General features: G+C 45.3%; 8 protein-coding genes. 6 read left to right on the forward strand and 2 right to left on the reverse strand.

The window, feature by feature from the left end:
- The first annotated feature begins 116 nt into the window (after positions 1-116).
- The 3 genes from trxB to cydC all read left to right on the forward strand — a co-directional run bounded on the left by trxB (position 117) and on the right by cydC (position 4,688).
- Positions 117-1,073 carry a thioredoxin-disulfide reductase gene (gene trxB, locus QWZ05_RS21425; RefSeq protein WP_290300604.1) on the forward strand — a complete coding sequence of 319 codons (957 nt, stop codon included), beginning with the start codon at positions 117-119 and terminating at the stop codon, positions 1,071-1,073.
- Positions 1,074-1,186: 113 nt separating this feature from the next.
- Positions 1,187-2,971: a heme ABC transporter permease/ATP-binding protein CydD gene (gene cydD, locus QWZ05_RS21430; RefSeq protein WP_290300605.1), complete on the forward strand. Its 1,785-nt coding sequence runs from the start codon at positions 1,187-1,189 to the stop codon at positions 2,969-2,971.
- Entirely contained in the window at positions 2,964-4,688 is a 1,725-nt protein-coding gene (gene cydC, locus QWZ05_RS21435) for a heme ABC transporter ATP-binding protein/permease CydC (protein WP_264875286.1), read from the forward strand. Before cydD ends, cydC begins: the two co-directional genes overlap by 8 nt.
- Before the next feature lie 91 nt (positions 4,689-4,779).
- Here the strand turns inward: cydC and QWZ05_RS21440 are convergent, their stop codons facing one another.
- Positions 4,780-5,298 carry a putative ATP-dependent zinc protease gene (locus tag QWZ05_RS21440; protein WP_264875285.1) on the reverse strand — a complete coding sequence of 173 codons (519 nt, stop codon included), beginning with the start codon at positions 5,296-5,298 and terminating at the stop codon, positions 4,780-4,782.
- Between the two features lie 315 nt (positions 5,299-5,613).
- Between QWZ05_RS21440 and QWZ05_RS21445 the strand changes: the two genes are divergently transcribed.
- The 3 genes from QWZ05_RS21445 to QWZ05_RS21455 all read left to right on the forward strand — a co-directional run bounded on the left by QWZ05_RS21445 (position 5,614) and on the right by QWZ05_RS21455 (position 10,895).
- Positions 5,614-6,780 (forward strand): YibE/F family protein, encoded by a 1,167-nt coding sequence (locus tag QWZ05_RS21445; RefSeq protein WP_264875284.1) that lies wholly within the window; start codon positions 5,614-5,616, stop codon positions 6,778-6,780.
- A gap of 404 nt (positions 6,781-7,184) precedes the next feature.
- Entirely contained in the window at positions 7,185-9,428 is a 2,244-nt protein-coding gene (locus QWZ05_RS21450; protein WP_264875283.1) for a bifunctional metallophosphatase/5'-nucleotidase, read from the forward strand.
- 198 nt (positions 9,429-9,626) lie between these two features.
- Positions 9,627-10,895: an O-acetylhomoserine aminocarboxypropyltransferase/cysteine synthase family protein gene (locus QWZ05_RS21455; RefSeq protein ID WP_264875282.1), complete on the forward strand. Its 1,269-nt coding sequence runs from the start codon at positions 9,627-9,629 to the stop codon at positions 10,893-10,895.
- A gap of 62 nt (positions 10,896-10,957) precedes the next feature.
- Here QWZ05_RS21455 and QWZ05_RS21460 read toward each other — a convergent pair whose 3' ends face one another.
- A complete protein-coding gene (locus tag QWZ05_RS21460; protein ID WP_264875281.1) occupies positions 10,958-11,488 on the reverse strand; it encodes a 3'-5' exonuclease in 531 nt (176 codons plus the stop codon).
- Positions 11,489-11,722 lie beyond the last annotated feature (234 nt).

Below are 11,722 nucleotides of genomic sequence, written 5' to 3' on the forward strand. Positions count from 1 at the left end.
ATGCGTTTTAATCATAAACAGCGGCCTTAAAACGCCTGCTCAACCCTTTTCAATCTAGCGTTTCTCCCATACAATCAGGGCATTTGAATTCTCCCGTTAGAGGAAATGGAGCCCGAATGAGCGACGTAAAGCATTGTAAATTATTAATTCTTGGTTCAGGTCCAGCTGGATACACCTCAGCAATCTATGCTGCACGTGCCAACTTGAACCCGGTTGTTGTTACCGGCATGCAGCAAGGCGGACAGCTAACGACCACGACAGAAGTGGAAAACTGGCCGGGCGATGCTACTGACCTTACAGGCCCAGGTCTAATGGAACGCATGAAAGAACACGCTGAACGTTTTGAAACTGAGATCGTGTTCGACCACATCAACGAAGTGGATCTCAGTGAGCGTCCTTTCAAACTTAAAGGCGATTCTGGTCAATACACCTGTGATGCATTAATCATCTCGACAGGTGCCTCTGCTAAATACCTTGGCCTAGAGTCAGAAGAGGCCTTTAAAGGTCGCGGTGTATCGGCTTGTGCTACCTGTGATGGTTTCTTCTACCGTAACCAAAACGTCGCGGTTGTGGGTGGCGGTAATACAGCAGTTGAAGAAGCGCTGTATCTATCGAACATTGCTTCTGAAGTTCACTTAATCCACCGTCGTGATACATTCCGCGCTGAGAAAATCCTTATCAAGCGCCTGATGGACAAAGTTGAATCTGGCAATATCGTGCTTCACACCGATCGCGTACTAGAAGAAGTGCTGGGTGATGACATGGGCGTAACGGGTGTACGCATCAAAGATACGCAATCTGACGCAACACAAGATCTTGAAGTAATGGGTGCGTTTATTGCGATTGGCCACCAGCCTAACACTGCGATCTTTAAAGGTCAGCTCGATATGAATGGTGATTACATCACTGTGCAATCAGGCCTTGAAGGCAACGCTACTCAAACTAGCGTACCTGGCGTTTTTGCCGCAGGCGATGTTATGGATCATAACTACCGTCAAGCGATCACGTCAGCAGGTACCGGTTGTATGGCGGCACTTGATGCCGAGCGCTACCTGGACAGCTTGAACGATTAGTTCTAACTGCATTTGAAAAATTAGCATATCCACAAAGCCCGGCGGTATTCTCGCCGGGCTTTCTTTTGTATACTCCTTGCCTACATCCAAAACCAATAACAAGCCTTCATATAATGGATACAACCAAACAACGGAACTTGAACAAATGGCTCAAGCAGCAAAGTAAACTGGCAAATCGCTGGTTACTGACAGCTATTGGGCTTGGTGTATTATCAAGTTTCATTTTGCTGGCTCAAGCCGCTCTTATAGCCACCATTCTTCATAGCCTTATTATCGAGCACGTTGATAAGTCACAATTAATTCCTCATTTCATTGGCATTGTTGTAACCACCCTCTTGAGAGCAGGATGTTCTTGGGCAAGAGAAGTCGCGGGCTTTCGTTGTGGCGAACAAATCCGCGTTGTGATTCGCCAGCAAATTTTGGACAAATTGGAATCGTTAGGGCCAGCGTATATCAAAGGTAAACCGGCGGGCGCTTGGGCAACCTTGCTCCTTGAGCAGGTTGATGACATGCAAGACTTCTTTGCTCGCTATTTACCACAAATGTCGCTGTCTGTATTCGTTCCATTGATCATTTTGGTTGTGGTATTTCCCGTTAACTGGGCTGCGGGTCTGATCTTTGTCATCACCGCCCCACTTGTTCCTATCTTCATGGCATTAGTTGGCCGTAAAGCGGCGGATGCCAACCGTAAGAATTTTAAAGCGTTACAGCGACTATCTGGCCACTTCTATGACCGTTTACAAGCGATGAGCACGATTCGTCTGTTTAACCGTACTGCTCACGAAGCTGATGTGATGCGCGGGGCTTCTGAAGTGTTCCGCAAACGCACCATGGATGTTTTGAGGATCGCCTTCTTGTCTTCCGCGGTTTTGGAGTTTTTCACTTCAATCTCGATTGCGATTACCGCAGTTTACTTTGGGTTTAGTTTCATTGGTGAGCTTAATTTTGGTCACTACGGAGCCGGCGTGACTCTGTTCGCAGGCCTGTTTATTCTGATTCTGGCACCTGAATTTTATCAACCTCTGCGTGATTTAGGGACGTTCTATCACGCGAAGCAGCAAGCCGTTGGTGCTGCCGAGAGTATTGTTGAATTCTTAGACACCGATGTAGAAGCCATGCCGCAGGGAACAAGCGAGCTACCAAGTGGGCCAGTGACGATCGAAGCTGAGGATGTTTCGGTGTTTAGCCCTGAAGGCAAAGCATTAGTCAGTCACGTTTCCTTTGTTCTCCATGCTCAGCAGCGTACTGCTATCGTCGGCCCGAGCGGCGCAGGAAAAACCAGTTTGGTGAACGCTATTCTCGGCTTTCTGCCTTATCAAGGCTCACTCAAGATTAACGGTATCGAGCTACGTGATCTGCACATTAATCAATGGCGAGACAACACCAGTTGGGTCGGTCAAAACCCAATGCTTCTGCATGGCTCTATTATGCAAAACCTGACTTTGGGCAATGAGCACACGACTCAAGAGCGCGTTGAGCAAGCCATCAAGCAGGCACACGCCGATGAGTTTATCGATAAACTAGGCTTAGACCATCCAATCTCTGACCGCTCTTCAGGGCTATCAGTAGGCCAAGCACAAAGACTCGCGGTTGCCCGCGCCATTATTCAAAATGGCCAATTTTGGTTGCTTGATGAACCAACGGCAAGCCTCGATGCACGCAGTGAAAAACTGCTCTGGCAAGGTTTGGAATCGGCTACCTCTGACGCGACTACGTTAATGATTACCCACCAGCTTTCAGAACTCACCTCTGTAGAGCAAATATTTGTCATGGAAAACGGACAGATTACTCAACAAGGCAGCTTTGAGGAATTAGCGCAGCAAACCGGACTATTTAAGCATCTCTTAGACGCAAACCAAGCTCTCACCCAAGCGAATAAGGAGAATCTCGATGCGTGAACTTAAACCTTATCTCGCTCTGTACCGCAAGCACTGGTTCGGCTTAACGCTGGGCATGATTCTAGCGCTGCTTACCACTGCCGCTTCTATCGGCCTGCTTACTCTATCTGGTTGGTTCTTATCAGCGGCGGCCGTTGCCGGCTTAACCATCGCCCGTGAAACCTTTAACTATATGCTCCCTGGGGCATTCGTTCGTGGCTTTGCAATGGGAAGAACCGCTGGTCGATGGGGCGAGCGTGTGGTTAGCCACGATGCCACATTCAAGCTCCTTACTGACTTACGTCTGTTCTTCTTTGAAAAACTTGCTCCCCTATTTCCCGGTAAAGCGAGTGATTTTCGTGATGCCGATGTATTGAACCGCTTGGTTTCCGATGTAGACGCGATGGATCATGTCTATTTGCGACTTATCAGTCCGATGGTTGTTGGCATTTTCGGCATTGGCCTTCTCACCGCCTTCTTATGCTGGTTTGATGTCACCGTTGGTTTAACCTTGGGTACAATTTTGCTGACAATGCTCATCCTGTGGCCGATGCTTTTCTATCGCCTCGGCAAGCATAACGGCGCATCATTAACACAAGAAAAAGCCAATCTGCGTATCACTACTCTCGATTGGTTGCAGGGCTATAGCGAACTCACGCTCTTTGGCGCGGAAAAACGTTATCGCACCGCCATTGAAGAGGCTCAATGGCGCTTTCTTGCTAACCAACGCTACAACGCTCACTTGACCGGATTAGCGCAAGCGTTAATGTTACTGTGCAACGGCTGGGCACTTGCACTGATCCTCTGGATCTCCGCCGATGGTATTGGTGGCAACGCACCGGATCCCATGGTCGCCATGATGGCCTTTGCTACGCTGGCGAGTTTCGAACTGTTGATGCCAATCGCCGGTGCCTTCCAGTATCTAGGTCAAACGTTGACTTCGGCTCGTCGCTTGAATGATGTCATTCTTGCTCCACCAAGTATCCAGTTCAGCGAACAAGCTAATGACACCAATGAGCCACTCGACATCGAACTCGATAATGTCGCGTTCAGTTATGACCAAACCACGCTTGCACTAAGCAATGTCTCTTGCTCAATCAAACAAGGTGAAAAAATTGCGGTTGTCGGTAAAACCGGCTCTGGTAAATCAACCCTATTGCAGATGCTTACTCGCAGTTTTGACCCACAATCAGGCTCGGTATCTATTGGCAAACGTACTCTACGTGATTGGAATGAAGCTCAACTGCGCGAAGCCATGACTGTGGTAAGCCAGCGTGTCGATATTCTCAACGGCACTTTACGTGATAATTTGCTGATGGCGAACCCTGACGCGAACGACACTGCGTTGTGCCATGCCTTAGCGCAAGTTGGATTAGATAAGCTATTGGATGATAAAGGCTTAGATGACTGGCTAGGAGATGGCGGTAGACAACTTTCCGGTGGTGAGAAACGCCGAATCAGCATTGCACGCGCAGTACTGAGAAAGTCATCCCCTATCGTGCTCCTTGATGAACCGACAGAAGGTCTTGATAAACAGACTGAACAGCAAATTATGGCACTGATGCAAAAGCAATTTGCAGATAAAACCGTATTGTTTGTCACTCACCGTTTAAGCCATTTAGACAAGATGGATAAAATTATTCTGATGGAACAAGGTGAGATAATTGAGCACGGTGCGCACGAAGCGTTGTTGGCGACCAAAGGCCGCTATTATCAGCTAAGCCAATCTCTAAGTTAGTCGAATAGGTGGCGACCAAGCATGAAAAAAGGCGATGAAACCTTTCGTTTCATCGCCTTTCTTTTATTCGTTATATAGAACGTAAGACGCGCTATTCACTGGCATACGATTTAGTTGGGTTTTGATTCACATCCACTAAGTATCGACAGCGTAACCAGTCACGGCCAATCAGCAGTTTATCGTCCATTCGACCACGGTCACGCAAGTTCACCTGAACGGTTTTTGACTCACCTTCCCGACTTAAGGTCATGTCAATGCTGTAGCGTACCTCAGTACCTAACGAGTTTTTTATTGTACGCACCGCCACAATATCCGCTTGGTGCTGGTGCTTATCGCCGTGCTCGTTAGCCGAAATAAAACGGACTCGCTTACCAATATTGGCTTCAAGATCTTCCACGCCATCGACGATTTCAATATTCATGGCATGCAAAGAAGTTCGCGTTGCCCCTGTATCGATTCTTGCCCGGTAGTGTGTCTCTAAATCATCGATGTAGATAAACTCTTTTTCACCAATTACGACCATCTCATCGACAGCGCAGCTCTCTGCTTGTGTCGCAAAACTCATTGATGAAAATAGTAACGGCATGACAGCTAAGGTCCATTTTTTCATTTTTATCCCTCCATGGCTCGTGTCTATCTACGATACCTGTAAGACAAAAAATGGGTCAATGGGAGAATTTGTTACTAGTTGTATTCGCATATGTTGACGGTGTTTGTTGGTGAAAGGCTTTCGTAAATAGTTTAAATATAGCAACTAGTTACACCCAAACACCGACTACCCTTGCTTTATATTTACTTACATATTTGTACTATTTTGTAGCTACAGTCATCCATAACCAAACGCTCTCTATTGCATTACAAAAACCGTTTTCTATCTCACTGAAAAAGGCTTTATTGCTGGTCACTACTTGCACTAAATTTTTGTATGACTAATATATCCCCCCCTGTTTATCTGCTACCGTCTTATATTAAAATGCACTTGAAACGCTACCTGTTCCCCACTTTTATCATTGTCATCGCAACTCTTATTCTCTACTTGTCACCTGTTGTCAGCGAGAGCTTCCGCCCTGGTGTATATAACCAACAGACCTTCGTTAAAGCAGAAGCTATTAAAATTTTAGCGGAAGAGGTTCGCCCTGACCCAATGGTTCCAAGTGTCGTTACCGGTAGACAGAGAGTGGTAGCAACCATTACAGAAGGCGATCAACAAGGGCACCAAGTTGAAGTCGAGAATAGCATAAGCCGACTACATAACGTCTACCTTGAGGAAGGTGACTCATTCATTATGCTGATCCGTGAAAGAGCATCTGGAACAATTTATTGGCCATTTAACCATGACCGATCCGGAGCTGTTTATTGGATGCTGGGTATCATCGTTGGGTTGATTTTACTCTTGGCCGGCTTTCAAGGCTTTAATTCTGTCGTCTCTCTTTACTTTACGGGTGCACTACTTATTGGCGTATTGATTCCTGCTATTTTCGCTGGCCTAAATCCCGTCGTCGTCACACTGGTTTTGATGTCGTTAAAGATCATCGTCAACTTTCTTCTTGTCGCTGGTTGGAATAAAAAGTCACTGTCAGCCATGCTAGGTACATTATCCGGTGTTGTTGCTGCCGGTATAGCCGCTCAGTTTTTCGGAGAAATGGCTCAACTCAATGGGCTGTACTTAGAAAAAGGTGAAGATCTGCTTTATCTTGGGGGGACAGGACAAATTCAAATACGTTGGCTCCTGTTTGTCGCTATTATGATTTCAGCCTTGGGAGCAGTCATGGATGTCGCAATTTCAATGGTGTCTTCATACCATGAACTTAGAGAGGCTAACCCCGCCCAAAGTGAACGTGAACGATTGCTGGCAACCATTAGAATTGGTCGAGATATTCTAGGTACTATGACCAATACCTTGGTACTTGCATTTGTAGGTAGCGGATTGACCACCATCATGATGGTCTGGGGCTTCCAGATGCCAGCCATGCAGTTTATGAATATTCCTGCCATTTCTCTAGCCATGATCCACGGGTTAGCTGGTAGTATTGGTCTGATACTTACGATACCTTTTTCAGTCGCTATCGCCAGCTATATTTACCGACGCTGATACATACAAACCTACTATTCCTTCAAAAACCCGCCAATTGGCGGGTTTTTGTTATTTTGAACCTTTCCAAGACTCCAAAATTCTCTCCCACCCAATAAAACAAGGACTTATATGTAAATAAATACACATCACAACAAGACAGTTGCAATGCATAAGCAATTGCAATGATAAGTGAGTTAGATCACATAAAGTCGCAATGCAACCGTTTAGGCAAACGATTAGCACGTTATCTATATGTAATTTAAAGAACAAAAAAATCACAAGCAATCGATTACGCAATCGTTAAATGTGTCTGTAATTACAAAATAAACACCCAGTTACAAAGTTTGTTAAATAGAGGTTTTACACTAGCTTTGTATCAGTATAGTCAGCGCCGACTTTTACTAAAGCAGACGCTAAATACAATGTATAAATTTTCTAAACCACTTTCGCTTGTAGCTGCCGCCTTGGTAGTTGCTGGTTGTAATAGCAGCAATGATGATACTCCACCACCATCAGGTGGGCTTCCAATTGAAGCGTGTAAGACTTATTCAAAGGTAGATGAAGTTATCGTTATGGATAACAAAAAACACTACCTTCAAGAGCAAACAATCACCATTGGTGCAACTGGTGATATGCACGGTCGTATTTTTGCTTACGACTACGCTCTAGATGGTGTTGATAAAAATGCAGGTTTCACGAAGATTGCGACTCTACTAAACGAAGAGCGCGCAAAGTCAGAAAACATGTTGATGATCGACCTTGGTGATACCGTTCAAGGTAACTCTGCTGAATTATTCAACCAAGAGCCTACTCACCCTGTTGTAGAAACCATGAACTTCATGAACTACGACCTTTGGGTTCCAGGTAACCATGAATTCGATTTTGAGCGTGATTTTCTATTCCGCAGCCTTGAAGGCTTTGATGGCTCAATCATATCGTCGAATATCATCTGGGATCAGAATTCTGCAGCTTGTAACACAAAAGGAAAGGAAGTTCCTTTCCTTCCACCTTACCAAGTCTACGACTTCAACGGTGCAAAAGTCGCAATCGTTGGTCTAACACCATCTTGGGTTAAAGTATGGCAAGCAGCATCGCCGGAAAACTTCCGAGACCTCGACTTTAAAGACGAGTTCACTTCGGTAAGCAACGCGGTTGACGAAGTCATTGAAAAACACAATCCAGATGTTGTAATTGGTGCTCTTCACTATGGTCGTAAAGAGAATGGCGATGGTGTTCACAAGATTGCCTCTAAATTAGCTGACAAATTTGACGTCATCTTCATGGGACATGAACACGCGCGCTTTATCGAACAAGTAGATAAAGACTCGGATTACACGCAACCTATGTTAGAAATTTCTGTAGATGGTGAAGCAGAGATTGAAGACAAGGACATTTCTGAAGTTTACAACTCAGAAAATCGTAAAACCAAAGTAAAAGTCATCGAACCAGGCAACTGGGGCTGGGCTCTTGCTAAAGCGGAAATCGAGCTAGAGCGTGATGAAGACGGTCAATGGCAGATTGTCGACACTACACTCGCAAATATTAAAGTAGATGAAGTTGAAGAAGATGCTGCACTACAAAACGAAATGCAGTGGGTTCATGACAAATCTGTAGCTGACGCAAATGAATTGATTGGTAAAGTTGAAGGTAACTTTACGAACTCTGCAAACGGCGGTGCCGACGAAGCTACTGGCGAAGAGCAAGTGTTAAACAATGATGGCCTTCGTCTTTACACGACTATTCACAACGCGAAACTAGCTGACGCTCCACTATCAGCCCTCATCAACGACATTCAAATCATGAATATCGAAGATAAAGGTCCAGAAGGTATTCAAGTTGATGTCTCTGCCGCGGCAATCTTCTCTGATGCCTCGAACCTCTTTGACGGTCAAGAGTACAAGAAGAAAGACAGTGCAAACCTTTACATGTACGACAACGAGCTTGTTGCTGTATCAATTAAAGGCTCTCAGCTAAAAGATTACATGGAATGGTCATACAGCTACTTTAATCAGTACGTTGAAGGTGACATCACTGTATCGTTCAACCCTGACATGCCAGCGTTCAACTATGATATCTTTGGTGGCTCAATCAAGTACGTAGTTGATCTAAGCAAACAAGGCCGCGTTGAAGACAGCGAAGGTAACAAGATTACTGACGGTGAACGTATTGAAATCACTGAAATCGCAGGCACTGATTTTGATAATGACGCGACTTACACTCTTGCAGTGAACGACTACCGTTACGGTACAACTATGTTAGCTAAAGGTTGGATCACCGAAGACGACAACCTATGGCAATCAACTAACGAACCTGTTTATGCAGTTCGTGACATGCTAACAGAATATGTTGAAATAAACGGTACATTAGACCGCAAAGAGTTTGACTACCAAAACTGGTATATCAAGCAATACGGTATCGTTGCAGCGGACGGCACAATTACTGAACAAGGTTCAATGATTGATACTCGTGAAGGTGAAGGCCAAACACTATGGGGTGAGCTTCAGAACAAACAAATCTGTGTCCTACGTGCTGAAGCTGGTGCTCGTGCATCAATTCACAAATCGGTGAACATTAACGATAGTTCAACTTACTTCACGAACCCACTGTTTGGTTCGGCTGAAGATGATGAGCTATACCAAGGTTGTATTTACGCTAACCAGCCGTAATAACTGAATAGCTAAGTAGTACTTTTACCAAGCCTCTCAACACGAGAGGCTTTTTTATTTCCTTCAAACATTACATCTACAGCTATTCGTCACAAACAACAGTGATCCTTACCCATTCTCTGTGACATAAACCAAAGCACTTACATCTACAAAAAGGCATTATGGCTTTCTGACCTATAGTTTGCTCAAGGAAGACCAATGAAAGACGAAACCCTCTCCATCCATTTCGGGTACGAAACAGACCCAACAACAAAATCGGTCGCTACCCCAATCTATCAAACGGTTGCGTACGAATTTGATAATGCTCAGCATGGCGCTGATTTGTTCAATTTGGAAGTACCGGGAAACATCTATACTCGCATCATGAATCCAACCAATGATGTGTTAGAGAAGCGGATGGCGGCGCTGGAAGGAGGGATCGCGGGTCTTGTAGTGAGTGCAGGTAGCGCAGCGATAAACTATGCGATTTTGACCCTTGCGCAAGCAGGCGACAATATCGTATCGACACCTCAACTCTATGGTGGAACCTATACACTATTTGCCCACATGCTGCCTAACCAAGGCATTGAAGTGCGCTTTGCGAAAGATGACAAACCAGAGAGCCTAGCAGAGCTTATTGATGATAATACCAAGGCAGTTTATTGCGAGAGTATCGGCAACCCTGCGGGTAACATTGTTGATATAGAGAAAATTGCCAAGCAAGCCCATGCGCTCGGTGTTCCGGTGATTGTCGATAACACGGTCGCCACGCCCGCACTGTGTAAGCCTATCGAATTTGGCGCGGATATTGTGGTTCACTCACTGACAAAGTATGTCGGTGGCCACGGTACGACACTTGGGGGGATCATCATTGATTCTGGTAAGTTCCCTTGGGCCGACCATAAAGAGCGCTTCCCGGTATTCAACATTCCAGAGCCTTCCTATCATGGGGTGATATATGCCGAAGCGTTTGGCGAAGCAGCCTTTATTGGTCGAGCTAGAACGGTTCCACTGCGCAATACCGGGGCGGCGCTGTCACCGATGAACTCCTTTATGCTGTTACAAGGGCTAGAGACCTTATCTCTGCGCATGGAGCGCCACACAGAAAACGCATTGAAGGTTGCGCATTATCTGCAAAATCACGACAAAGTGAGTTGGGTAAGTTATGCCGGATTACCTGACTCTCAATACTACCCACTTGCAGAAAAGTATATGGGGGGTAAGCCTTCTGCCATTCTTTCTTTTGGCTTAAAAGATGGCTATGAGGCAGGGGTCAAATTCTATGATGCTCTGCAGATTTTTAAGCGATTAGTCAATATTGGTGATGCCAAATCTCTTGCTTGCCACCCAGCATCGACCACTCACCGTCAGTTAAGTGAAGAGGAGCAAGCGCAAGCAGGTGTCGCACCAGAGATGATTCGTCTATCGGTGGGAATAGAACATATTGACGACATTTTGCATGACCTTGAACAAGCGCTAAATGCATAACGTTTTTTTAGAGCATGATATTACGTTTGAGCCCCGATTAACGGGGCTCAATACATTAGAAACTACAACATGGTCAACGCCAGTTTTGCCAAATTATAAGCATCAACATATCCAGAGTGCTGTCGCCCTTCCCAATCAATACCTTTGGCTTCTTGAGCCGCTTTATGGCCAATGCGCTTATCTTTAAGGCGGTTTTGAATACGGTATAGCGTAGCGAGATTAATAAACTCTTTGAATGGCAGTTCGATGCCCTTTTGTTGGCACTCTTTCTTTAAAATGAGATCATCTCGTCCCCAAGAGGCGTAAATCTTATTCGCGCCACCAAAGTTCTTCACCACAGACTGCAAAACCGCTTCGAGAGGTCGACCTTGCTTCTCAATTTTCCTTGGTGTGATACCGGTCAGCTCTACGCAAAACAGCGACACTTCGTCTTTTTCAGGCTTGACATAGTACTGAGCGCGCTTCACCACTTCTTGCTTTACCAAGTCAATCTCAGCCAAGCCAATCTCGATGATCTCTCCTGTTGTGCCGACACCATCTTGGTTCCAGCAACACATTTCTAGATCAAAACAGACGATTCGATTGTGGTTCATTCTATGATTTCTCTTTCTATTACCTGTGACGAAACGCTGCAAAGTCTACCTGAGCTATCAAAAAAGATCGAATCTGCACAGTTGTTCGCTCATATTTGCGCCTTATATTGATTAAATCCAAGGCAATAGAGCAAAAACCCTCCACTTGTTTACGCTTTTATGAAGGATTATTACTTGAATATGCTACTATTCGTCACAAAATTAAGTCATGAAACCGCGCAAATACGGCGCACT

This window comes from Vibrio agarivorans, assembly GCF_030409635.1.
Taxonomy (GTDB): Bacteria; Pseudomonadota; Gammaproteobacteria; order Enterobacterales; family Vibrionaceae; genus Vibrio; species Vibrio agarivorans.